The sequence below is a fragment of the Chryseobacterium angstadtii genome (assembly GCF_001045465.1).
Taxonomy (GTDB): Bacteria; Bacteroidota; Bacteroidia; order Flavobacteriales; family Weeksellaceae; genus Chryseobacterium; species Chryseobacterium angstadtii.
The window spans coordinates 197,173-220,437 of sequence record NZ_LFND01000001.1 but is presented as its reverse complement, the minus strand read 5'-3'; the positions used below and the strand labels follow the sequence as shown (position 1 = coordinate 220,437).

Below are 23,265 nucleotides of genomic sequence, written 5' to 3'. Positions count from 1 at the left end.
ATCTAAAATCTAAAATCTAAAATTTAGAAATTATGTTACAACCAAAAAGAACCAAATTCCGTAGAGTTCATAAGATGAAGATGAAGGGGATTGCTCAAAGAGGTAATCAACTTGCTTACGGAACTTTTGGAATCAAAGCTATAGAAGGTGCTTGGATTACTGCAAGACAAATCGAAGCTGCTCGTATCGCTGCGACAAGATATATGAAGAGAGAAGGTCAGCTATGGATCAAAATCTTCCCGGATAAGCCAATTACTAAAAAACCAGCCGAAGTACGTATGGGTAAAGGTAAAGGTGCCGTGGAATATTGGGTAGCTGTAGTGAAGCCAGGTAAGATCATGTTCGAAATCGGAGGGGTACCTTACGAAATCGCTAAGGAAGCTTTAAGACTTGCTGCACAGAAACTACCGGTAGTTACTAAATTCGTAGTTGCTAACGATTTTGTTAAACCTCTATAATCTTTGATACAATGAAACAAGCTGATATTAAAAATTTAAGCGCGGGTGATATTCAAGTAAAACTTGATGAATTGAAAGCTCAATATTCAAAACTGAAATTGGCTCACAAAATCAGTCCAATTGAAAACCCGATCCAAATCAGAGATTTGAGAAGAACAATCGCTAGATTAAACACTGAGTTAACCACTAAACAACAATAAGATTTTCATACATTATGGAAAGAAACTTAAGAAAAGAAAGAATCGGAATAGTTTCCAGCAATAAAATGGAAAAGACCATTGTTGTAAGTGAGACTACGAGAGTAAAGCACCCGATGTACGGTAAATTCGTATTGAAAACGAAAAAATATACTGCACACGACGAGAACAACGAATGCACAGAAGGAGATACAGTTCTTATCCAAGAAACTAGACCTTTGAGCAAGAGCAAGAGATGGAGATTAGTAAGAATCATTGAAAAAGCTAAGTAATAATGTTACAAACAGAATCAAGATTAAAAGTTGCTGATAACACAGGTGCTAAAGAAGTACTGGTTATTAGAGTTCTGGGAGGAACCAGAAGAAGATATGCTTCAGTTGGTGATAAAATCGTTGTTACTATCAAGGATTCTACGCCATCAGGAAATGCTAAAAAAGGTCAGGTATCTAAAGCTGTAGTAGTAAGAACTAAAAAAGCAGTGAGAAGAAAAGATGGTTCATACATCAAATTCGAAGACAATGCTTGTGTATTACTAAACGCAGCGGGAGAAATGAGAGGAACGCGTGTTTTCGGACCGGTTGCTCGTGAGTTGAGAGACAAAGAATATATGAAAATCATTTCATTAGCTCCTGAAGTACTTTAATTTTAAAAATTTTTAAAAGAAAATGTCAAAGTTAAAAATAAAAAGAGGAGATAACGTCATCATTACTACTGGTAAGAAAGATATCAAAGGTAAAACGGGTGAAGTTATTGAAGTGATCAAAAAAGAAGGGAAAGACCCTAGAGTAATCGTTGCAGGACTTAACATCGTTAAAAAACACGTTAAACCTTCAGCTTCTAACCCTCAAGGTGGAATCACTGAAAAAGAAGCTTCTATTCATATCTCAAACGTAGCTTTAGTTGGTAAAGACGGAAAAGCTATCAAAATTGGTTACAAAATCGATGGAGATAAGAAAGTAAGAATCGATAAAAAAACGGGTGAAACTTTATAATTTGAATTAACACATGGAATTTATAGCAAGACCCAAAAATATATACAAAGAGAAAATTGTTCCTGCAATGATGGAAGAATTTGGGTACAAATCTGTAATGCAGGTACCTAGATTAGAAAAAATCATCCTATCTCAAGGTTTAGGTGATGCCACTGCAGACAAGAAAATCATTGATTATGCTGTAGAAGAATTAACAATGATTACTGGTCAGAAAGCAGTAGGTACTATCTCTAAGAAAGACGAAGCGGCTTTCAAATTGAGAAAAGGTATGCCTGTAGGAGCAAAAGTAACATTGAGAGCTCATAAAATGTATGAATTCTTAGACAGACTTACTTCTTCTGCTTTACCACGTATCAGAGATTTCTCTGGTATCAAAGCAGACGGGTTCGATGGTAGAGGTAATTACAACTTAGGGATTACTGAGCAGATTATCTTCCCTGAAATCGTAATTGACAAAGTGAAAAAAATCCAGGGGATGGACATCACTTTCGTAACAACTGCGAAAACAGATAAAGAAGCGAAAGCATTATTAACTCACTTCGGTTTACCATTTAAAAAGAACTAAGAAATGGCTAAAGAATCAATGAAAGCGCGTGAGCGCAAAAGAGAAGCACTAGTTGCTAAATACGCTGACAAAAGAAAAGCTTTAAAAGAAGCTGGTGATTATGAAGGTCTTCAGAAATTACCTAAAAATGCTTCTCCTGTAAGATTACACAACAGATGTAAACTAACAGGAAGACCTAGAGGATACATGAGAACGTTTGGTATTTCCAGAGTAACTTTCAGAGAAATGGCAAACAACGGTCTTATCCCAGGTGTAAGAAAAGCCAGTTGGTAATAATTACTCAATAATCGGGACAATTAAGTTGTCTGGATACTAAAGAATAAAAATATCAGACCTAAGATTTTCTGAAGTCTGATATTTTAATCTTCAAGTCCCTTCAATACTGATTGTCTTTAACCAATAATTTAAAATAGAAAAATGGTAACAGATCCAATTTCAGATTTCCTAACAAGAGTAAGGAACGCACAAAGCGCAGGCCACAAAGTGGTGGAAATTCCTGCATCGAAAATCAAAAAGGAGATTACTAAGATCTTATTTGATCAAGGGTATATCTTAAACTTTAAGTTTGAAGATAACGCTGTTCAAGGTACGATCAAAATCGCTTTAAAGTATGACAAGCAAACTAACAAACCGGCTATTAAATCTATCCAGAGAGCTTCTAGACCAGGTTTAAGACAGTACAAAGGTTCTACAGAACTTCCAAGAGTACTAAACGGTTTGGGTATAGCTGTTATCTCTACTTCTAAAGGAGTAATGACTGACAAGAAGGCTAGAGAAGAAAAAGTAGGCGGTGAAGTAATCTGCTATGTTTATTAATTTTTAATCAGAGGAAAATGTCAAGAATTGGTAAAGCAATTATAACAATTCCAGCTGGAATTACAATCACTGAAAACAACAGTGTTGTAACAGTTAAAGGGCCTAAAGGAGAACTTTCTCAGGAACTTACAGCAGGAATTACTATAGAACAGAAAGATGGTGAACTTAACGTTAACAGACCATCTGATTCTAAGCAACACAAAGCGCTTCACGGTTTATACAGAGCGTTGATCAACAACATGATCGTTGGTGTTGAAAAAGGTTTCGAAAAGAAACTAGAACTAGTAGGAGTAGGATACAGAGCTTCACACGCAGGTCAAAAACTTGAGTTGGCTTTAGGATTCTCTCACGGTATCGTAGTAGAACTTCCAAGCGAAGTGAAAGTAGATACATTGACTGAAAAAGGTAAAAACCCAATTATTACTTTAACGTCTCACGACAACCAACTTCTAGGAATGGTAGCTGCAAAGATCCGTTCTTTCAGAAAGCCTGAACCATACAAAGGAAAAGGTGTGAAATTCGTAGGGGAAATTGTTAGACGTAAAGCTGGTAAATCTGCTTAATAAATTATAAGTATTATGGCATTAAGTAAATTAGAAAAAAGAATAAGAATCAAAAGAAGAGTAAGAGGGAAAATCTCTGGTTCTTCTGAATTGCCAAGATTATCTGTATATAAAAGTAATAAGGAAATTTACGCTCAGTTAATCGATGATAAAAATGGTACTACTTTAGTTTCCGCTTCTTCAAGAGAGAAAGGCGTAGATGCTAACGGTACTAAGACTGAAGTTTCTGTTGCTGTTGGTAAAGCTATCGCGGCTAAAGCTATCGCTGCAGGAATTGAAAGTATTGTATTTGACAGAAACGGATTCGTATACCACGGTAGAGTGAAAGCTCTAGCTGACGGTGCGAGAGAAGGTGGACTTAAATTCTAATCATAAAAATTTCGGAAAATATGTTAGGACTAGATAATATAGAAAGAGTAAAACCGGGAGGATTAGAATTAAAAGATCGTCTCGTAGCTGTTAACAGAGTAACAAAAGTAACCAAAGGAGGTAGAGCTTTCGGATTTTCTGCTATTGTTGTAGTAGGTAATGAAGACGGAGTGATTGGTCATGGTCTTGGAAAATCTAAGGAAGTAGCTTCTGCAATTGCTAAAGCAGTTGAAGATGCTAAGAAAAACCTTGTGAAAGTTCCTGTAATGAACCACACTATTCCTCACCAAACTTCTGCTAGATACGGGGGTGCAGATATCTTCTTAAGACCTGCTTCTCACGGTACAGGGCTTATCGCCGGTGGTGCGGTAAGAGCGGTATTGGAATCTGCTGGTATTCATGACATCCTTTCAAAATCTAAAGGATCTTCTAACCCTCACAACGTGGTGAAAGCTACTTTCAAAGCGTTATTGGATATCAGAAGACCTGAAGAAATTGCTAGAATGAGAGGAGTTTCTCTAAGTAAAGTGTTTAACGGTTAATATATAAAACAATGGCAACAATCAAAGTAAAGCAAGTAAGAAGCGCTATTGGAAGAACAAAAACCCAAAAGAGAACGCTTGAAGCATTAGGATTTAAGAAACTTCACCAAGTTGTAGAACACGAAGCTACTCCTTCTATCTTAGGAATGATAGCTGCAGTTAGTCACTTACTTGAAGTTCAGAAATAATTAAAAATTCAAAGATTAAAAGATTAAAGGATTCTTTCTATCTTAGTCGGAATTTTTTAATCTTTAAATTATATAATCTTTAAATCAATAAAAAAATGAATTTAAATAACATAAAGCCAGCTGCAGGATCTACTTTCAATTCAAAAAGAATTGGTAGAGGTCAGGGTACTGGGAAAGGAGGTACTGCTACGAAAGGACATAAAGGACAGAAAGCAAGAGCTGGTTATTCTCAGAAGATCGGTTTTGAAGGAGGTCAGATGCCTTTACAAAGAAGATTACCTAAATTTGGTTTCAAAAACGTAAACAGAAAAGAGTTTAGAGGAGTTAACCTTGATACTATTCAAACTTTAATCGAGAACAAATCCATCACTGGAGAGATCACGAAAGAAGTTTTAGTAGAAAACGGGATAGTTTCTAAAAACGAATTAGTGAAAATTATGGGTAGAGGAGAATTGAAATCTGCGGTTTCAATCTCTGCTGACAAATTCACTAAATCTGCTGAAGAGCTTATTGCTAAGGCAGGTGGAAAAGCAATTACCTTATAATACTTACTAATGAAAGAATTTATACAAACCCTAAAAAATATTTGGAGCCTAAAGGAATTAAGAGATAAAATTCTCTTTACGTTAGGTATTATCCTTGTGTATAGATTCGCATCTTATATCTCACTTCCCGCAATTAACCTTGCGGAGGTGGGAGATCTCTTAGAGCATTATAAAAATCAAGGCGGTAACAAGCAAGGAGCAGGTCTCCTTGGCTTGCTTTCGTCGTTTACGGGGGGAGCTTTCAGCCACGCCTCTGTAATGGCGTTGGGAATCATGCCTTATATTTCTGCTTCTATTATTGTTCAGTTGATGGGGATGGCTATTCCTCAACTTCAGAAACTTCAGAAGGATGGAGAGTCAGGTAGAAATACATTGAATCAAATTACAAGATGGTTAACTATCGGGGTGTGTCTGGTACAGGCTCCTTCTTATTTAACTTCTATTACTCAATTATTCTTACCTTATACTCAATTCCAGTCTGCATACTATGTAGAGCCAAACTCCATCATGTTCTGGTTGCCAAGTATTGTTATCTTGGTTGCCGGTTCGGTATTCGCAATGTGGTTGGGTGAAAAAATCACCGACAAAGGTATCGGAAACGGTATTTCCATCCTTATCATGGTGGGAATCTTATCCAGATTACCTGAAGCATTCGTACAGGAAATGGCCGTGCAGAACGGAAAAGGTGGAATGGGATCTATTATGATCCTGATTGAAGTAATATTCTGGATGCTGGTTGTTCTTTTGGCAGTAGTACTATCTGTTGCCGTTAGAAAAATCCCAATTCAGTATGTAAGCAGAGCTCAAGCAAGAGGAGGTGTAAACAGAAATCTTATGCAGGGAGCAAGACAGTGGATTCCATTGAAAGTAAATGCTGCTGGTGTAATGCCGATTATCTTTGCTCAGGCATTGATGTTCGTACCAGGATTATTAACGAAATTCGATGAGTCTAATACTTTTCTTGCAGGTTTCAAGAATGTTTTTAGCTGGCAGTACAACGTATTGTTCGCGCTATTAATTATTATCTTCTCATTTTTCTATACTGCTATTACGATTCCGGTAAACCAAATGGCTGATGATTTGAAGAGAAATGGTGGTTTAGTACCGAAAGTAAGACCCGGTAAAGAAACAGCTGATTATTTAGATGATATTTTATCAAAAATTACCTTGCCAGGTGCAATATTTTTGTCTATCTTTGCAGTCCTTCCAGCAATAGTGCATGGAAGCTTTGTTCAGACAGATGCGTTCGCCCTATTTTTCGGGGGAACATCACTATTGATTATGGTTGGAGTTATTTTAGATACCGTTCAACAGATTAATACTTATCTGCTGAACCATCACTATGATGGCTTAATGCAGTCTAAATTATCAAGAACGACTGGATATTAATTTATGGCGAAACAAAAACATATTGAACAAGACGGCGTTATTACGGAAGCACTTTCGAACGCCCAGTTCCGTGTAGAGCTGGAGAATGGGCATATGCTTATTGCTCATATTTCCGGTAAAATGAGAATGCATTATATTAAACTTTTACCTGGAGACAAGGTAAAACTAGAAATGTCTCCCTATGATTTATCGAAAGGGAGAATCACATTTAGATATTAAAAAACAAATGCCAAATGGAATTCTATGTTCCATTTGGCTCTTGTTGAAAAATAAATACTCCCCAAATGAAATCGTAAGATTCCGTTTGACAGTAAAAAAAATAAATATTTCAAATGAAAGTTAGAGCATCAATTAAAAAAAGAAGTGCTGATTGCAAGATTGTACGCAGAAAAGGTGTACTATTTGTAATCAACAAAAAGAACCCAAAATTTAAACAAAGACAAGGCTAACATTAAATTATGGCGAGAATTGCAGGTATTGATTTACCAAAAAACAAAAGAGGTGTTATCGGTTTAACTTACATCTACGGAGTTGGAAGAAGTACTTCTTCTGAAATCCTTAAAGCTGCCGGTATCAGCGAAGACAAGAAAGTCAACGAATGGAATGACGATGAATTGGCTGCAATCAGAACATATATCTCTGAAAACGTTAAAGTAGAAGGAGAATTGAGATCTGAAGTGCAATTGAACATCAAGAGATTGATGGACATAGGATGCCAACGAGGAATACGTCACAGACTAGGACTACCTTTAAGAGGCCAGAGAACGAAAAACAACTCTAGAACCCGTAAAGGAAAGAGAAAAACTGTTGCTAACAAGAAAAAGGCAAGTAAATAATCGTTAGGAATTATGGCAAAACAAACTAAAGTAGTTAAAAAAAGAAAAGTAAAAGTTGAGGCTATTGGTGAAGCGCATATTCAGGCTTCTTTCAATAACATCATCATTTCTTTAACAAATAAAAACGGAGAAGTTATCTCTTGGGCATCTGCCGGTAAAATGGGTTTCAGAGGTTCTAAAAAGAATACTCCATTTGCTGCTCAAATGGCAGCTGAAAATTGCTCTGCTGTAGCTCACGAAGCTGGTTTAAGAAGAGTAAAGGTGTATGTGAAAGGTCCTGGTGCAGGTAGAGAATCTGCTATCAGAACTATCCACAATTCAGGAATTGAAGTTAGCGAAATCATTGATGTGACTCCTATGCCACACAACGGTTGTAGACCACCAAAAAGAAGAAGAGTTTAATTTTTAGAATTTACCCATTATGGCAAGATATATTGGACCTAAAACTAAGATTGCTAGAAAGTTTGGTGCTGCAATCTACGGAGATGATAAAAACTTCGAGAAAAGAAAAAACCAACCGCCAGGACAACACGGTCCTAACAAAAGAAGAGGTGCTAAAAAATCTGAATACGCAGTTCAGTTGGCTGAGAAGCAAAAAGCTAAATATACTTATGGTATTTTAGAAAGACAGTTTGCTAACTTATTCGAAAAAGCACACAGAAGTAAAGGTGTAACAGGTGAAGTTCTATTACAACTTTGCGAATCTAGATTGGATAACGTAGTATACAGATTAGGTTTTGCTAAAACAAGATCTGCTGCTAGACAGTTAACTTCTCACAGACACATCACTGTAAATGGTGAGATCCTTAACATTCCATCTTATATAGTGAAAGCAGGTGATGTAATTGCTGTAAGAGAAAAGTCTAAGTCTCTTGAAGTTGTTACAGATGCATTAGCTTCTAAAGCTAATTATGAGTGGTTACAATTCAACGATGAGAAGAAAGAAGGTACTTTCGTTTCTGCTCCTGAAAGAATCCAGATTCCGGAGGACATCAAGGAACAGCTTATCGTCGAACTTTACTCTAAATAATTTTTTAATCAAATTTTTGCTCAACCCAATAATATGGCAATTTTACAATTCATAAAACCCGATAAAGTAATTTTACTTAACTCTGATGAATTTAAAGGTCAATTCGAATTCAGACCTTTAGAACCAGGTTTCGGGCTTACAATCGGTAATGCTTTGAGAAGAGTGTTGCTTTCTTCTCTGGAAGGATATGCTATTTCATCTATCAAAATAGAAGGTGTAGAGCACGAATTTTCAACTATTCCAGGAGTAATCGAAGATGTTACCGAAATTATTCTTAACCTTAAGCAGGTAAGATTAAAAGCTGCAGCAGAAGGCCAGGCTAATGAGCAGGTTGTTGCTAAAGTTTCAGGTCAAACGGTTATTACTGCTGGTGATTTAGGAAAGTCTATCAACGGATTTGAGGTGCTGAACCCGGATCTTTTGATCTGCAACCTAAACAGTGATGTAACTTTCGAAATTACTTTCAATATTGAAAAAGGTAGAGGGTATGTTCCTTCAGAACAAAATAAGTCGAACAATGCACCGGTAGGTACTATTGCTATTGACTCTATTTTCACGCCAATTAAGAAAGTACAATACAGCATTGAAAATTATCGTGTAGAGCAAAAAACAGACTACGAAAAACTAGTATTAGATATAGAAACTGATGGTTCCATCAGTCCTCAAAATGCTTTAACAGAAGCTTCTAAGATATTAATTTATCACTTCATGCTGTTCTCTGATGAGAGAATCACGCTTGAAACTGAAGCTGTAAAAGCATCTATCCAATATGACGAAGAAACTCTTCACACAAGACAACTACTGAAGTCTAAATTAGCAGATATGGATCTTTCCGTAAGAGCCCTGAACTGTCTGAAAGCAGCTGAAGTAGAAACTCTTGGAGAACTGGTTTCTTACAGTAAGTCTGATTTGATGAAATTCAGAAATTTTGGTAAAAAATCTTTGACAGAACTAGAAGAATTAGTGCATTCAAAAGGTCTTAACTTCGGTTTCGACGTTGCAAAATATAAGTTAGACGCTGATAAATAATTAATAATGAGACACGGTAAAAAATTCAATCACTTAGGAAGAACAGCTTCTCACAGAAGTGCTTTACTTTCTAATATGGCTTGTTCTCTAATTGAGCATAAAAGAATCAACACTACTGTAGCTAAAGCAAAAGCTTTAAGAGTATATGTTGAGCCTCTATTAACAAAAGCAAAAGAAGATACTACACACAACAGAAGAGTAGTATTCTCTTACCTTCAAAATAAATATGCGGTTGCTGAATTATTCAGAACTGTAGCTCCTAAAATCGCTGAAAGAAACGGTGGTTATACAAGAATCATCAAGACAGGATTCAGACCAGGTGATGCTGCTGATACTGCTCTTATCGAATTGGTAGATTTCAACGAGCTTTACAACCCTAATGCTGAAGAGAAAAAAGCTACAAGAAGAAGCAGAAGATCAACTGCTACTACTAAAAAAGCAGAAGCTGTAGTAGCTGAAGCTCCTGTAGTAGAAGAAAAAGTAGAAGAAGCTAAAGCAGATTCTACTGAAGAAAAAACTGAAGAATAATATTCACTCAGGTATATATAAAAAGCCATCCGGAATCCGGATGGCTTTTTTATTTTTACTCATCAGATATTAATGAACCCCGATCAGGAAACTTGCATCCCGCATCCCGAAAACTCAATCTAGATCTTAGTTCTCTTCAGCTCAATAACATTATTCCCTTGCTCAAGGTGTAAGCTGTCGCCTTTTACCCTTGCAGTCATATCATCTTTTTTATAGATGGTTTCACCGTTTTTGGTTTCCGTTTTAGGCAGTGTGAATGTTTTTTTATTGCTGGTGATGGCTACATTACTTTCCTTAGGATCATTTTTGAAAACCACTTTTACAAGGGTTCCGTCTGTAGCCTTGTAAACAAAGTCGGTCTTTTCTACTTTTTGCCCGTTCACTTCAATGGTGGAAGAGCTTTGGGTTACAGAATCAATTTTTCCGTTGTTGTCTGTAATTACCGTTTCCGAACTGTCGGTTTTTATTACACTTTTGTTGCCGCTTTCAGTTGATTTTTTACAGCTGATTACTGTTAATGCTAGTACGGCATTAAGTACTAATATGCTTTTTTTCATGATTGTTTAAGTTTGATATTTAACTTGATTTTATTCCTTAATTTTACAAAAACCATGCCTCACAATATGACAAAAATAATCAATTTTTTCTGTATACTTCTATGTGTTTTCTCAAGTAATAGGGCTCTTTCTCAGAAAGGGAGTTTTGAAATTAAAGAAGGCCTTTTTTTATTAAATGGGAAACCCTTCAATATCTATTCCGGAGAAATGCATTATCCCCGCGTTCCTTCACAATATTGGAAACACAGGTTACAAATGATAAAAGCGATGGGGCTCAATACCGTTACTACCTATGTTTTCTGGAATTATCATGAGGAATCACCCGGAAAATGGAATTTCAGGGGTGAGAAAGATTTAAAGAAATTTATAAAAACAGCCCAGGAAGTTGGTCTTTATGTGATTATTCGTCCGGGCCCCTATGTTTGTGCAGAATGGGAATTCGGAGGTTATCCGTGGTGGCTGCAGAAAGATAAAGACTTAGAAATAAGAACAGATAATAAAGCCTTTTTAGAACAGTGCGAAAATTATATTAATCAGCTGGCCAAACAAATTGTTCCGATGCAGATTAATAATGGCGGACCGGTTATTATGATTCAGGCAGAAAACGAATTCGGATCTTATGTGGCCCAGCGTAAAGATATCCCGTTGGAACAGCACAGAAAATACAGCCATAAAATTAAGGACCTTCTGGTAAAATCCGGAATGAGTGTGCCATTTTTTACTTCAGACGGAAGCTCTCTTTTCAAAGGAGGATCCATTCATGGAGCATTACCGACTGCGAATGGAGAAAGTGATCTTGATGTTCTTAAAAAGACGGTCAATGAATATAACGGAGGAAAGGGGCCTTATATGGTTGCAGAATATTATCCCGGCTGGCTGGATCACTGGGCTGAACCTTTTGTAAAAGTTTCAACGGAAGAAGTAGTAAAGCAGACGGATCTGTACATTAAAAACGGAATTTCATTTAATTATTACATGATTCATGGAGGAACAAACTTCGGTTTTACAAGTGGAGCCAATTATGATAAAACCCACGATATTCAGCCGGATATTACTAGCTATGACTACGATGCTCCTATCAATGAAGCGGGCTGGGCAACTCCAAAATACAATGCCTTAAGAAATATTTTCATGAGTCTGAATCATCAAAGTATTCCTGAAGTTCCCAAACCTATGAAGGTGATTACTATTCCGGAGATTAAATTAACAAAAATGAATTCTCTTTTTGATGTGGTACAAAATCAGAAAGCCATTGTGAATAATCAGCCTATGACATTTGAGGATCTGAATATTGGAAACGGCTATATTTTGTACAGAAGAAAATTCGACAAAGATCAAAAAGGAACATTGGAAATAAAAGGTCTGCGGGATTATGCCAATGTCTACATCAATGAACGATGGATTGGAGAATTGAACAGAGTACACAAAAAGTACGATCTCAATATTGATCTCAAAGCGGGAGACAGACTCGAAATATGGGTAGAAAATATGGGAAGGATCAACTATGGAGCTGAAATTGTCCATAATCTGAAGGGAATTATAAGTCCTGTAACCATCAATGGAACTGAAGTTTCATCCAATTGGGAGATGTTTCCTTTTACTTTTGATCAGTTTCCCCAACATAAGTATAGTCCTAAAACAATTGCCAGAAATTTGCCGGTGATCTATGAAGCTGAATTTAATCTGTCTGAAACGGGAGATACTTTTCTGGATATGAGAAAATTCGGGAAAGGTATTGTTTTTATTAACGGAAAGAATTTGGGAAGGTATTGGAGTAAAGCAGGACCGCAGCAAACTTTGTATGTTCCGGGAGTGTGGTTGAAAAAAGGAAAAAATGTTATTCAGATTTTCGAACAGATATTTGAAGACAACAATTCTATAAACAGTATTGATCATTCTATCCTGGATCAGCTGGTGAAATAAGCATTCTATAATTTCTCTCTTGCTATATTGTTATTAATTTAATATTAATTCTATTTTATTAAAAATTCATTTGAGTTATATTGGTTTTGGAACGAAAAATTAGTTAAATTTAAGAGAATTAAAACGTAATTCTAACCATGAACTCAAGAACTTTAAAATTACACAAAGGTGTAATTGTTTCTGCTTTGTTTTCTGTTGAAATTTGTCTTACACAAAGTAAAAAACAATGAGCATTTCCATAGCCATAGTAGAAGACGAAAAAAACTACAACAACGCGTTGAAGAAAGTTATCAATTATCAGGATGACATGAAAGTGGTTGCCCAGTTTTTCGATGGGAATGATGCCCTTAAAAATCTTTCGGATATTTCTCCGGATGTGGTGATGATGGATATTCAGCTGCCGGATATGCTGGGGATTGAAATCATCGAGAAGCTCAAAAAGGAAATGCCGAAAACCCAGTTCATCATGTGTACCAGTTTTGAAGATGACGAAAAAATCTTTAATTCTCTGAAGGCAGGTGCTATGGGCTATCTGATCAAAGGCGAAAGCATGGACAAAATCCTGTCTTCCATCCGCGATGTCTACAATGGAGGAGCACCCATGAGTTTTTCCATTGCCCGGAAAGTTCTCACCCACTTCGAAAGAAAACTTCCGGATATTAAAGATCTTGACGAACTCACCGAGCGTGAAAAAGAAATCCTTGAACTTCTTTCACAGGGATTGCTCTACAAAGAAATTGCCGATCAGAAATTCATCAGCATTGATACCGTAAAAAAACACGTAGGAAACATCTACAGAAAGCTGCATGTCAGCAATAAAGTAGAAGCCATAAATAAATTTAACCATTTTAAAAACTAAAAAACCATGGAAAAACAATTGTTTGCAGAAAATTCGGCTTGTGAAGAAATTAAAAAAAGGCTAATCGAAAAGATTAAAAGCTTAGAATGTAAAGATTTATACGTTTTTGAGAAAGAAAGAAATCTTTTTATTAATGAAATTTTTTTTCTGGAGCCCCTTGGAGATCATCCAATATCGGCTGAAAGTAAAAATGGTCAGGTTATAGCTGCTGAAAAAGTTTTCCCCCTTTTTCCTGACAAATTTACCATTAAAAAGATAGGAGATGTTATTGATTTATATAGAAATACCGTGAAGTATATGTATGTGTATTTTCTGTACGAAGGAAATGATGTCAATATAGCATTTCTTTTTAAAGATGATTTTTACATGGGAGATATATTCGATATTACCAACGGAGATAAATTATACGTTCTTCGAAATAACGCATTGATTTTACAGACAGAAACCGAATATCCAGATATTATAAACGCTGTTAGGGATTTTGAAGGTTTTTTTAATCATAATTATTCTCAAAATAAGTTTACAAAATATATTATTTATAATATGGATTTAGTAAACAGAAATTTCAATAGTTTTGATGAGGATACTGAAATTTTAATAGGTGCCATGCCATATGGAGTTAATATTGACAGACCAAATTTGATACTTAAAATTCATGAAAGTCGTGTAGGTATAAAAGTTTATGAAGTTCCTGAAAATCATTATTATTTTTTCAATATGGGGCACCTGTATCCATAAGCATGGGGACTTTAGCGGTTATTTACCAGATAGTAATTACATTATTATTTCTGTACAGCATATTTTTGGGCGGTATACATAAAAATATCGTCCAAAAATATTTTTTTGTATACCTACTTATTACGAATGCCATTGAACTATTGTCCTTCATTGGAAGATCATATCTTGATCTTTCTACCAATGGAATTATTTATAATTGCTATTCCCTGTTTTGTCTTTGTTTTTTTTACTTCTTTTATTCTGGATCTTTTGTGAAAAAAAGCAGATTTATTTTTTTAGGTCTTTTCTGTTTAGCTTTAGCATGTACTGCCATTTTTACTAATTTCCTGAAGTTTGAATATGATTATAGGATAGGTATTGTCCTGGCTTTATTTTATATCTGTTCAGCTTTGTTTTGGATGGGTTACCGGATTATAAATGTTGACAATAGAAAGATTACGGCACATCCTAGATTTTGGATATCTGTAGGGCTTATACTTTGGAGTTCTTTCTTCATACTAAGGTCAATTCCCATGTATCTTTTTGAGAAAATTGATGAAGAGTTTCAAAAAATGCTTCGCAATGTATTCTATATTGTAAATATTGTATTTTATATTTTATTTTTCATAGCTCTCCTGAAATCAAAAAACACACCTGATAAAAATGAAAAACCTGCCTTATGAAGTCAAACTTACATATGCTATCTTTTTTTGCATATTAATTTTAATCATCTTATTCATTGCTTTTGTTGTTATAATATACAATAGAAAACAGCTTCTATATCTAAAAGAACAGCAACTCAAAGAAGCAGAACATCAAAACCAGCTCCTCCAAAAAGAACTGGAAAAACAAAAATCTATAGAACAGGAGCGGGAGCGTATTTCCCATGACATGCATGACGATCTCGGAGCCGGTATTTCAGCGCTGAAACTTCAGGCAGAATTTCTAAAACAGAAAGCCGAAGATGATGATCTCCAGAATGATATTGATGAACTTTTGAAAACCTCGGCTGAAATGAACCTCTCTATGCGGGAAATGCTCTGGAGTCTGAATTCAGGAAACGATACCTTAGGAGGTTTTATAGATTATGCTGTACACTATGCGGATAATTTTTTGAAAAAGACAAAAATTGAATTGTGGTCTGAAAGCGAAGATATTCTGTCGGATACCCCAATTTCCACAGAATTGAGGAGAAATATGTTTTTATGCTTAAAAGAAGCTCTGAATAATGCTTACAAACACAGTCAATCCAGTCACCTAAAACTCTCGTTTGTTCAAAAAAATAAAGAATTTACGATGAAAATATCAGACAACGGAATAGGGATCAACGAGGAAAACGCAGAAGGAAACGGCCTGCGGAATATGAAACGGAGAATGCAGGAGCAGAACGGCGAATGTTATATCTCCTCTGAAGGATTGGGAACAGAAATCCTTTTCCGGGTTTTACTGTAACAAAGAAAAGAATTGGCAAAGAGCATCATTTTCTGATGGGATAATCACCCTTTTGTGTGATTGACATGAACTGTTTTTAATCAGAACTTTACTAAAATAAAAACTAATCACAATGGATAATCATTTTTTCTCAGTATCAAATACAGGTGAATTGGCAGAGTTTGAAAACAAAACTTTACCATCACCTTTTACTCAGGTTGCAGGGCTTGATCAAAATACCTTAGAAGAAGTTCAGGGATTTAAATTACGTAATAGAGACTGGTTGGAAATCTTACCGGATGATGTTCTGGAGCTTCCGCACATTGATTCGGTCCGGCTGCATCCGGAAAGTACATGTGGTAATGACGACAGAGTATTAGTCAACACCCAGAACCAGCCTTACAGATATATTTGCAGTCTGATTATTACGGCCAATAACGGAGGTAAATATATCGGAACAGGTTTCTTTATCAGTGAGAGATGTATTATAACAAGCGGTCACTGTGTTTTTGTAAAAGACGCCGGAGGATGGGTTCGTTCAGTTCAGGTGATACCCGGGCGTGATGGAGGAAATGCACCGTTTGGATCCCAGGTCAGTACCAATTTCAGAAGTATGGAAGACTTTGTCAACAATGAGAATTCAGACTTTGATCATGGAGCCATTATTCTTCCTGATAATACACTCTTTAACAGAGTCGGCGGATACTTTGGGTATTCTGAATTAAAATCTTCTGTTATTCTGAATACTTCCGGATATCCGGGAGATAAGCCTGCCGGAACCCAATGGTTTAACGCGGGTGCCCCAACTAACGTCACAGATTACAAAATTGAATACATGATTGATACAGAAGGAGGGCAAAGTGGAAGTCCGGTTTATACCAACTCTCCCGCTCGCTCGGTTGTAGGGGTTCATGGCTATGGAGGCTGTCCCAATAAAGCGGTAAGAGTAAGAGATTACTTTTTTCAAAGATGGGCGGAATGGTCCAGATTGTAGCCGTATTGAACATTTTTTAGTACTCTGATGGCCGAATTATTCTTTTGCTAAATCCATCTTTTCTGAAGATTTCAGAGATCAATAAACATACAGAAATTAACATAATTATTTCATGCCTATTCTCCAGTCAATAAGATTGGAGAATTTTTGAATTATTACCAAATATTAAGGCCTACTTTTTTTATTAGGTTAGATTTTTCATTAAATTTGTGATCAAGTATAATTATTAACAAAAACAGCCTGAAGCTATCGCGGATGGGTTAAAACTAAACAATATGAGTGCAATTTCTTTCATAGAAGCGAGACAAATTTTGGATTCCAGAGGTAATCCTACCATTGAAGTGGATGTATTTACGGAAAGCGGAGCCATGGGGCGTGCTGCAGTACCTTCAGGGGCATCTACGGGTGAACATGAAGCTGTAGAATTACGTGACGGAGGTTCGCTGTATATGGGGAAAGGTGTTCAGAAGGCAGTTGAAAATGTAAGAGAAGTAATTGCAGAAAATCTGATTGGTTTACCGGTTTTTGAACAAAACTTTATTGATCAGGTAATGATTGATCTTGACGGAACTGCGAACAAGGGAAGTCTTGGGGCTAATGCGATTTTAGGTGTTTCTCTGGCCGTTGCAAGAGCTGCAGCTGCAGAACTGAGAATGCCACTTTATAAATATGTAGGAGGAGTAAATGCAAACACACTTCCTGTTCCGATGATGAACGTCATCAACGGAGGATCTCACTCCGATGCGCCTATTGCATTCCAGGAATTTATGGTAATGCCGGTAAAAGCAGAGTCTTTTTCCGATGCATTGAGAAAAGGAACTGAAATTTTCCACAACCTGAAATCTATTCTTCATTCAAGAGGTCTTTCTACTGCGGTAGGTGACGAAGGAGGTTTTGCTCCTACTTTCAAAGGAACTGAAGATGCTTTGGATACACTTCTTCAGGCTATTGAAAAAGCAGGGTACAAACCGGGAGACGATATTATGTTAGCCCTTGACTGTGCTGCTTCAGAATTTTATAAAGACGGAATTTACGACTACAGAAAATTCCAGACTCCGGATGCCGCTCAGTTCTCAAGCAGTGAGCAGGTTTCTTACCTGGCTGAATTAGCTGCTAAATACCCGATTATCTCTATTGAAGACGGTATGCAGGAAAACGACTGGGAAGGATGGAAAATGCTTACAGATAAAATTGGAGACAGAGTACAGCTGGTAGGTGACGATTTATTCGTAACCAATGTGGAAAGATTATCAAGAGGAGTGAAAGAAGGTATTGCCAATTCAATCCTTGTGAAAGTAAACCAGATTGGTTCTCTTTCTGAAACTATGGCTGCTGTACAGATGGCTCAGAACAACAAATTCACTTCCGTAATGTCTCACAGATCGGGGGAAACAGAAGACTCTACGATTGCTGATTTGGCAGTAGCTATGAACTGCGGACAGATCAAAACAGGATCTGCTTCAAGATCAGACAGAATGGCGAAATACAACCAGCTGTTGAGAATTGAAGAAGCGTTGGGCGATACGGCAATTTTCCCAGGTTTAGAAGCATTTAAGATTAAAAGATAATTGAATTTATAAATAACGGCAAGCGATAATTTTTGTTTGCCGTATTTTATAATTAGTAGTATATTTAGAAACAAAATAAATAAATAATGTCAGACAACAAAGTAATATTGAATTACGACGGTAATTCATATGAATATCCAATCGTGGACAGTACTATCGGAGACAGAGGAATTGATATTTCAAAATTAAGAGACCAGACAGGTTTAATCACTCTGGATTTAGGGTACAAAAACACTGGAGCTACTCTTAGCGACATCACTTACTTAGACGGAGATAAAGGAGAACTATTCTACAGAGGATATCCTATTGAACAGATTGCTGAGAAATCTAACTTCACAGAGGTAATGTATCTTTTACTACACGGTGAATTGCCTACTCAGGATCAGTTTGTATCTTTCGACAACAATATTAAAAAATATAACTTCGTAGCAGAGGAGATGAAAAAAATCATCGATGCTTTCCCTCGTTCTGCTCACCCTATGGGAGTTTTATCTTCTTTAACTTCCGCTTTGACTGCTTTCAATCCAAAAGCGGTTAACGTAAACTCTAAAGAAGAAATGGATCATGCTGCAGAATTGATGATTGCTAAATTCTCTCACCTTTGCGCATGGACTTACAGAAAAACATTAGGTTTACCATTGAACCACGGAGATAACAGCCTTAACTATGTAGAAAACTTCTATAAAATGGCGTTCAGAATGCCAAATCAGGAGTTTGAAATCGATCCGGTTGTAGTTGGAGCTTTAGATAAATTATTAATCCTGCATGCTGACCACGAGCAAAACTGTTCTACTTCTACAGTAAGAATGGTAGGTTCTGCTCATACAGGTCTTTTTGCTTCTATTTCTGCAGGGGTTTCTGCACTTTGGGGCCCTCTTCACGGAGGAGCAAACCAGGCGGTTATCGAAATGCTTGAATTAATTGAAAAAGATGGTGGAGACGTTAACAAATGGGTAGCAAAAGCTAAAGATAAAAACGATAGCTTCCGTCTAATGGGCTTTGGACACAGAGTGTACAAAAACTTCGACCCAAGAGCGAAAATCATTAAAAAAGCTGCTGATGACATCCTTAACGCATTAGGTATTCAGGATAAAGCTCTTGACATTGCAATGCAGTTGGAAAAAGTAGCGCTTGAAGACGAATACTTCGTAGAAAGAAAACTATATCCAAACGTAGATTTCTACTCTGGTATCATCTACAGAGCTTTAGGAATTCCTACAGAAATGTTTACAGTAATGTTTGCATTGGGAAGACTTCCGGGATGGATTTCTCAGTGGAAAGAAATGAGAATCAAAGGAGACCCGATCGGAAGACCAAGACAGGTATACCAAGGTGCTCAGAAAAGAGATTACATCGATATTACAAACAGATAATCCCTGTTTTACCATAACTAAAATCCCAAAGCTTGCTTTGGGATTTTTTATTTTACAGGTTATTTATTTTTAATCAAATTAGAATTGATAATTTTATTAAATTTACTCTCATAAGTTGATCTGTTTCAATAGATTTTGGCTAAAGCCAAATGATGAGGTTTTTTATTGAACGGACTAAAGTCCGTTCCTATTGAAAATCATCAGTAATAATGAGTGAAACTACTATTGATAAGCTTATATCAAAATAAAAAACAATAACAATGACTTTCGGAGAACAGATGCTATTTTTTTTCAGTGCCATAGGAGTTTTTAATGGGCTTCTGCTTGGGATTTATCTTCTGTTTGTCAGAAAATTGAAGTACATCCCGGATTTCTTTTTGGGCTTAATTCTATTGACTCTGAGCATCAGAGTCGGGATATCGGTTGGTATGTATTTTTATCCGGATTGGGCACGAATTATTCCTTCCCTCGGAATGTCGGCATTATTTTTTACAGGACCGGCTTTGTATTACTATATCAGATCATCATTTCAGCAGGAAGAATTTGATTTAAAACAATGTCGTACTTCTTTTGGTGTTCTCACCTTATTTCTTGGAACTGTAGGATTGGTGTATTTATTCTTTCCGGTGACCTGGGACAGATATTTCGGGACCTTTATTTATACCGTTTGGTCAATATTTGTTTTGCTTTCCGTATATCAGTATTATGTATTTTCAAAACAGAGGGCAAGAAATCCGAATCAGGTTATCCTTCCGGTACTCATCAGCAATGTCATTATATTCCTGTCTTATCAGTTAATTTCTACGGGCTGGATACAGATTTACTGCGCAGGGGGAAGTCTTGTCTTCTCATTTGTGTTGTATGCCAACTTTTTAATACTATTTAGCAAAAAGAATTCTCAGAATTCAGTAAAAGAAACTCCGAAATACACCAATAAAAAAATTGCAGGAGAAATAGCAGACAATTTTGTTTTAAAACTTGAACAGCTTATGAACTCCGAAGAATTATACAAAAATCCGAATCTTAAATTAAGTGATCTCGCGGCAAAAATGAATATGTCTACCCATCAGCTTTCCCAACTGTTGAATGATAATCTCGGTAAAAGTTTTGCAACCTGTATCAATGAATACAGGATTGATGAAGCCTGTGAAAAAATTGAAAAAGGCTCTTTCCTCAAGATTGAAGAGATCGGTTATGAAGTAGGATTTAATTCTAAATCCACTTTCTTTTCTACATTCAAAAAAATTAAAAATACCACCCCTCTTTTATACAGACAGGCGCAAAGCCCTTCTGAGGCGAGGTTGCAGAGTTCAGAATTATAATTTCGTACTGCGGAATTTCAATTTCAAAACCTGATTTTTCCGGCATCCGTCTACTTTTGGTTTCATAAAATAAACAATTTATGACGACCAGATTATGGATTTTCCTGTTGCTCCTATCTCTCTATTTTGCAAAAGCTCAGGAAGCATTAAAAGGAAAAGTATTGGATGCGGAAACGAAGACAGCAGTTTTTAATGCTGAAATTTCTCTGTTAAATAAATCAGACCAACGTTTGATTTTAAAAACATCGACAGATTCCACAGGATTTTTCCAACTCAACAACAATACGGCAGATACTTATCTTATCATTCAGAAAAAAGGTTTTGAAGCCAAAACATTGGATAAAGCCGAAGATCCTTTGCTGATTGAGTTAAAACCGGAAGCAGCAAGTATCTCAGAAGTTGTGATCCGCTCATCAGCCAGAAATATCAGACTCAATGACGGAAACATGGTAATGAGTGTTTCCGGGAATAAAGATTTCAAAACATCTGCTAATCTTTTTGAGGTTTTAAGGAAAACTCCCGGGGTAACTGTAGATCAGGAAGGCGGAATTTTTATTGGTGGAAGAATTGCACCGGCTGTTTTTATTGATGGTAAACCCATTACAATGAGCAGTCAGGAGTTGCAGGCCTATCTTCGTTCACTGTCACCGGAAATGGTAGAATCCATTGAAGTGAATACCAATCCTTCTTCGAAATATGATGCCGAGTTTAAAGGAATTATTGATATCAGACTCAAAAGAAACGGAAATCTCGGCTGGAAAGGAAACTATAACGGAAATGCTTATTTCAATAAATTCACGTATCGGGAAAATGCTTTAAATCTTTCCTATAATACAGAAAAAATAGCGTACAGTCTTCAAACCAGCTACAATAACGGAATTTCCACTTATCGCTATAACGCCTTACAAAAACTGGCCAATACCAATGTGATGCGGACCAGTACCTATCAGGAAGATGAAGGAAAAGTATACAACATTCAGGCGGGAGCTGATTTCAGAATTAATGATAAAAACAGATTGGGAGTTGGCTTGAGAGGAAGTTTCAGAAATATCGACCGGACCCGTTCAGGCTCACTTTACACCGTCAATAAAGATGAATCCCAGCTTGTTTTTAATACCGAAAGCGATAACCCGACAGATTATTCCCAGCAGAATTATGGTATCGTCGCTGATTATTCCTTCCAAAATAAAGGTTTTAAGCTTAACTTTTTAGGAAACTATCTTTCCGTGAAAAATATGCAGACAGATGATTTTATCAATAGAGATAAGCCGACTTCTCAACTTCTGTCTTACTGGAAATCCGATCTTGTTAATAAAATTGATATCCAGACTGCCCAGATTGATATCTCCCAAAAAATAAATAATGCAGATTTTGAAGCGGGAATAAAATACAGCCACTCAAACACCAATAATAACATCCGTTACGATACATTGTCAGTAAATAACAGTTTTGTATTTGATCCGGGACGAAGCAACAGGTTTTCGTATAGAGAAAAAATAGGGGCGGGATATATTTCGTACAGACAAAAGTTGGGAAAACTTCTGATCAATTCAGGGCTTAGAATTGAAAATACAGAGAGCGTTTCTAATGCTATCACCAATGATTCAATAGTTTCAAGAAATTATCTGAAATGGCTGCCGTCCGCAGGGGCAACGTATACTTTCAATAAATCCAATGAATTGTCACTTTCTTACAGCAGAAAGATGACCAGACCGGTATTTTCACAGCTCAATCCGTTCAGGTTTTATTTCAGCCCTCTGAACTACTGGATAGGGAATCCTTATCTGCAACCTTCGTTGACCAGTCAGATTAAACTTACTTACCGGTATAAAAACTGGGTGACAAACTTTACGGTTGGAAAAGAAAAAGATGTAATGGTACGCTATCCGCTCTACAATCCCGTTACCAATGTTCTGGAATATCTGGGAACCAATCTTCCATATCGGAAATTTGCTTCCATAGAAACCAGTTTCCCCGTTAGAATTACAAAATGGTGGAATATGACGAACCAGATTTCCGGATATTATAATGATGAGTTCCGGCCTTATCTTAATGAGGTTTTTGCTTTAAAAGTATATAATTACGAGCTCAGAACGAATCAGGTTTTTTCTTTACCAAAAGGATATACCGTGAATCTCTTTGCCCAATACGAATCCAAAACCGGAAACAGCCTGTATATTATAAAACCAAGATATACCGTTGATCTGTCTGTACAGAAGTCATGGTTTAACAATACACTTAATACAAAGATCAGTTACAATAATATTTTTGATTCTTATGACCAGCGGCTGGAATTCAGACATAAACAGATTATGGACAATCGTTTTACCCATTGGTGGGACAGCAGCCGTTTGATTGTTTCGGTGGGTTACAGTTTTGGAAGCTCAAAATATCAGGTTAGAGAAACCCAGAAAACAGAAGAAGAAAACAGAACCAGATAAAACAGATAAAAAGAAAACCTGCTTGTGATAAGC

General features: G+C 36.5%; 32 protein-coding genes. 31 read left to right on the top strand and 1 reads right to left on the bottom strand.

What is annotated here, in order from left to right:
* Positions 1-32: 32 nt before the first annotated feature.
* The 21 genes from rplP to rplQ all read left to right on the top strand — a co-directional run bounded on the left by rplP (position 33) and on the right by rplQ (position 10,047).
* A complete protein-coding gene (gene rplP / locus ACM46_RS00975) occupies positions 33-458 on the top strand; it encodes a 50S ribosomal protein L16 (protein ID WP_048504764.1) in 426 nt (141 codons plus the stop codon).
* Between the two features lie 11 nt (positions 459-469).
* Positions 470-658: a 50S ribosomal protein L29 gene (gene rpmC, locus ACM46_RS00970; RefSeq protein ID WP_048504763.1), complete on the top strand. Its 189-nt coding sequence runs from the start codon at positions 470-472 to the stop codon at positions 656-658.
* Positions 659-669: 11 nt separating this feature from the next.
* Positions 670-927: a 30S ribosomal protein S17 gene (gene rpsQ, locus ACM46_RS00965; protein WP_053073319.1), complete on the top strand. Its 258-nt coding sequence runs from the start codon at positions 670-672 to the stop codon at positions 925-927.
* A gap of 2 nt (positions 928-929) precedes the next feature.
* A complete protein-coding gene (gene rplN, locus ACM46_RS00960) occupies positions 930-1,298 on the top strand; it encodes a 50S ribosomal protein L14 (RefSeq protein ID WP_007839504.1) in 369 nt (122 codons plus the stop codon).
* Positions 1,299-1,320: 22 nt separating this feature from the next.
* Positions 1,321-1,647 carry a 50S ribosomal protein L24 gene (gene rplX / locus ACM46_RS00955; RefSeq protein ID WP_034702866.1) on the top strand — a complete coding sequence of 109 codons (327 nt, stop codon included), beginning with the start codon at positions 1,321-1,323 and terminating at the stop codon, positions 1,645-1,647.
* A gap of 13 nt (positions 1,648-1,660) precedes the next feature.
* A complete protein-coding gene (gene rplE / locus ACM46_RS00950) occupies positions 1,661-2,212 on the top strand; it encodes a 50S ribosomal protein L5 (RefSeq protein ID WP_048504762.1) in 552 nt (183 codons plus the stop codon).
* 3 nt (positions 2,213-2,215) lie between these two features.
* Positions 2,216-2,485 carry a 30S ribosomal protein S14 gene (gene rpsN / locus ACM46_RS00945; protein WP_047376574.1) on the top strand — a complete coding sequence of 90 codons (270 nt, stop codon included), beginning with the start codon at positions 2,216-2,218 and terminating at the stop codon, positions 2,483-2,485.
* Positions 2,486-2,629: 144 nt separating this feature from the next.
* Positions 2,630-3,028, top strand: a complete 399-nt coding sequence (gene rpsH / locus ACM46_RS00940; protein WP_048504761.1) for a 30S ribosomal protein S8 — start codon at positions 2,630-2,632, stop codon at positions 3,026-3,028.
* 17 nt (positions 3,029-3,045) lie between these two features.
* A complete protein-coding gene (gene rplF / locus ACM46_RS00935; RefSeq protein WP_048504760.1) occupies positions 3,046-3,591 on the top strand; it encodes a 50S ribosomal protein L6 in 546 nt (181 codons plus the stop codon).
* Positions 3,592-3,606: 15 nt separating this feature from the next.
* Positions 3,607-3,960, top strand: a complete 354-nt coding sequence (gene rplR / locus ACM46_RS00930; RefSeq protein ID WP_048504759.1) for a 50S ribosomal protein L18 — start codon at positions 3,607-3,609, stop codon at positions 3,958-3,960.
* Between the two features lie 20 nt (positions 3,961-3,980).
* Positions 3,981-4,502, top strand: a complete 522-nt coding sequence (rpsE, locus tag ACM46_RS00925) for a 30S ribosomal protein S5 (RefSeq protein ID WP_048504758.1) — start codon at positions 3,981-3,983, stop codon at positions 4,500-4,502.
* A gap of 11 nt (positions 4,503-4,513) precedes the next feature.
* Positions 4,514-4,690, top strand: coding sequence for a 50S ribosomal protein L30 (rpmD, locus tag ACM46_RS00920; RefSeq protein WP_007839493.1), 177 nt, complete (start codon positions 4,514-4,516; stop codon positions 4,688-4,690).
* Positions 4,691-4,785: 95 nt separating this feature from the next.
* Complete coding sequence (gene rplO / locus ACM46_RS00915) at positions 4,786-5,235, top strand: 50S ribosomal protein L15 (RefSeq protein ID WP_048504757.1); 450 nt, start codon at positions 4,786-4,788, stop codon at positions 5,233-5,235.
* A gap of 9 nt (positions 5,236-5,244) precedes the next feature.
* Positions 5,245-6,624, top strand: coding sequence for a preprotein translocase subunit SecY (gene secY, locus ACM46_RS00910; protein ID WP_048504756.1), 1,380 nt, complete (start codon positions 5,245-5,247; stop codon positions 6,622-6,624).
* Positions 6,625-6,627: 3 nt separating this feature from the next.
* The gene (gene infA, locus ACM46_RS00905; RefSeq protein ID WP_027387199.1) at positions 6,628-6,843 is read left to right on the top strand and encodes a translation initiation factor IF-1; all 216 of its coding nucleotides are present in this window, start codon (positions 6,628-6,630) and stop codon (positions 6,841-6,843) included.
* 113 nt (positions 6,844-6,956) lie between these two features.
* On the top strand, positions 6,957-7,073 hold the full coding sequence (gene rpmJ / locus ACM46_RS22890) for a 50S ribosomal protein L36 (RefSeq protein ID WP_007839480.1): 117 nt from the start codon (positions 6,957-6,959) through the stop codon (positions 7,071-7,073).
* A gap of 9 nt (positions 7,074-7,082) precedes the next feature.
* Positions 7,083-7,460, top strand: a complete 378-nt coding sequence (gene rpsM / locus ACM46_RS00900; RefSeq protein ID WP_002983260.1) for a 30S ribosomal protein S13 — start codon at positions 7,083-7,085, stop codon at positions 7,458-7,460.
* Positions 7,461-7,472: 12 nt separating this feature from the next.
* Positions 7,473-7,862, top strand: coding sequence for a 30S ribosomal protein S11 (rpsK, locus tag ACM46_RS00895; RefSeq protein WP_048504755.1), 390 nt, complete (start codon positions 7,473-7,475; stop codon positions 7,860-7,862).
* A 19-nt stretch (positions 7,863-7,881) separates the two neighbouring features.
* The gene (rpsD, locus tag ACM46_RS00890; protein ID WP_048504754.1) at positions 7,882-8,490 is read left to right on the top strand and encodes a 30S ribosomal protein S4; all 609 of its coding nucleotides are present in this window, start codon (positions 7,882-7,884) and stop codon (positions 8,488-8,490) included.
* Positions 8,491-8,523: 33 nt separating this feature from the next.
* A complete protein-coding gene (locus tag ACM46_RS00885; RefSeq protein WP_048504753.1) occupies positions 8,524-9,519 on the top strand; it encodes a DNA-directed RNA polymerase subunit alpha in 996 nt (331 codons plus the stop codon).
* Between the two features lie 6 nt (positions 9,520-9,525).
* On the top strand, positions 9,526-10,047 hold the full coding sequence (gene rplQ, locus ACM46_RS00880; RefSeq protein ID WP_048504752.1) for a 50S ribosomal protein L17: 522 nt from the start codon (positions 9,526-9,528) through the stop codon (positions 10,045-10,047).
* Positions 10,048-10,166: 119 nt separating this feature from the next.
* On the opposite strand, the gene ACM46_RS00875 is transcribed toward rplQ, so the two are convergent.
* Positions 10,167-10,604 carry a hypothetical protein gene (locus ACM46_RS00875; RefSeq protein ID WP_048504751.1) on the bottom strand — a complete coding sequence of 146 codons (438 nt, stop codon included), beginning with the start codon at positions 10,602-10,604 and terminating at the stop codon, positions 10,167-10,169.
* Positions 10,605-10,670: 66 nt separating this feature from the next.
* Here ACM46_RS00875 and ACM46_RS00870 point away from each other — a divergent pair, with 66 nt between their 5' ends.
* The 10 genes from ACM46_RS00870 (at position 10,671) to ACM46_RS00825 (ending at position 23,232) form a co-directional block, all read left to right on the top strand.
* Entirely contained in the window at positions 10,671-12,527 is a 1,857-nt protein-coding gene (locus ACM46_RS00870) for a glycoside hydrolase family 35 protein (protein ID WP_083997304.1), read from the top strand.
* Between the two features lie 226 nt (positions 12,528-12,753).
* On the top strand, positions 12,754-13,386 hold the full coding sequence (locus ACM46_RS00865) for a response regulator (RefSeq protein WP_048504749.1): 633 nt from the start codon (positions 12,754-12,756) through the stop codon (positions 13,384-13,386).
* Positions 13,387-13,392: 6 nt separating this feature from the next.
* Positions 13,393-14,124 (top strand): hypothetical protein, encoded by a 732-nt coding sequence (locus ACM46_RS00860; RefSeq protein WP_048504748.1) that lies wholly within the window; start codon positions 13,393-13,395, stop codon positions 14,122-14,124.
* Between the two features lie 251 nt (positions 14,125-14,375).
* Positions 14,376-14,786, top strand: a complete 411-nt coding sequence (locus ACM46_RS23240) for a hypothetical protein (RefSeq protein ID WP_157859408.1) — start codon at positions 14,376-14,378, stop codon at positions 14,784-14,786.
* The gene (locus ACM46_RS00850; RefSeq protein ID WP_048504746.1) at positions 14,767-15,555 is read left to right on the top strand and encodes a sensor histidine kinase; all 789 of its coding nucleotides are present in this window, start codon (positions 14,767-14,769) and stop codon (positions 15,553-15,555) included. The genes ACM46_RS23240 and ACM46_RS00850 overlap by 20 nt, the downstream gene beginning before the upstream one ends.
* A gap of 112 nt (positions 15,556-15,667) precedes the next feature.
* Complete coding sequence (locus ACM46_RS00845) at positions 15,668-16,528, top strand: trypsin-like serine peptidase (protein ID WP_053082651.1); 861 nt, start codon at positions 15,668-15,670, stop codon at positions 16,526-16,528.
* A gap of 275 nt (positions 16,529-16,803) precedes the next feature.
* Entirely contained in the window at positions 16,804-18,096 is a 1,293-nt protein-coding gene (eno, locus tag ACM46_RS00840; RefSeq protein ID WP_048504745.1) for a phosphopyruvate hydratase, read from the top strand.
* 86 nt (positions 18,097-18,182) lie between these two features.
* Positions 18,183-19,469: a citrate synthase gene (locus tag ACM46_RS00835; RefSeq protein WP_048504744.1), complete on the top strand. Its 1,287-nt coding sequence runs from the start codon at positions 18,183-18,185 to the stop codon at positions 19,467-19,469.
* A 260-nt stretch (positions 19,470-19,729) separates the two neighbouring features.
* A complete protein-coding gene (locus ACM46_RS00830; RefSeq protein ID WP_048504743.1) occupies positions 19,730-20,791 on the top strand; it encodes a helix-turn-helix domain-containing protein in 1,062 nt (353 codons plus the stop codon).
* Positions 20,792-20,871: 80 nt separating this feature from the next.
* Complete coding sequence (locus ACM46_RS00825) at positions 20,872-23,232, top strand: TonB-dependent receptor (RefSeq protein ID WP_083997303.1); 2,361 nt, start codon at positions 20,872-20,874, stop codon at positions 23,230-23,232.
* Positions 23,233-23,265 lie beyond the last annotated feature (33 nt).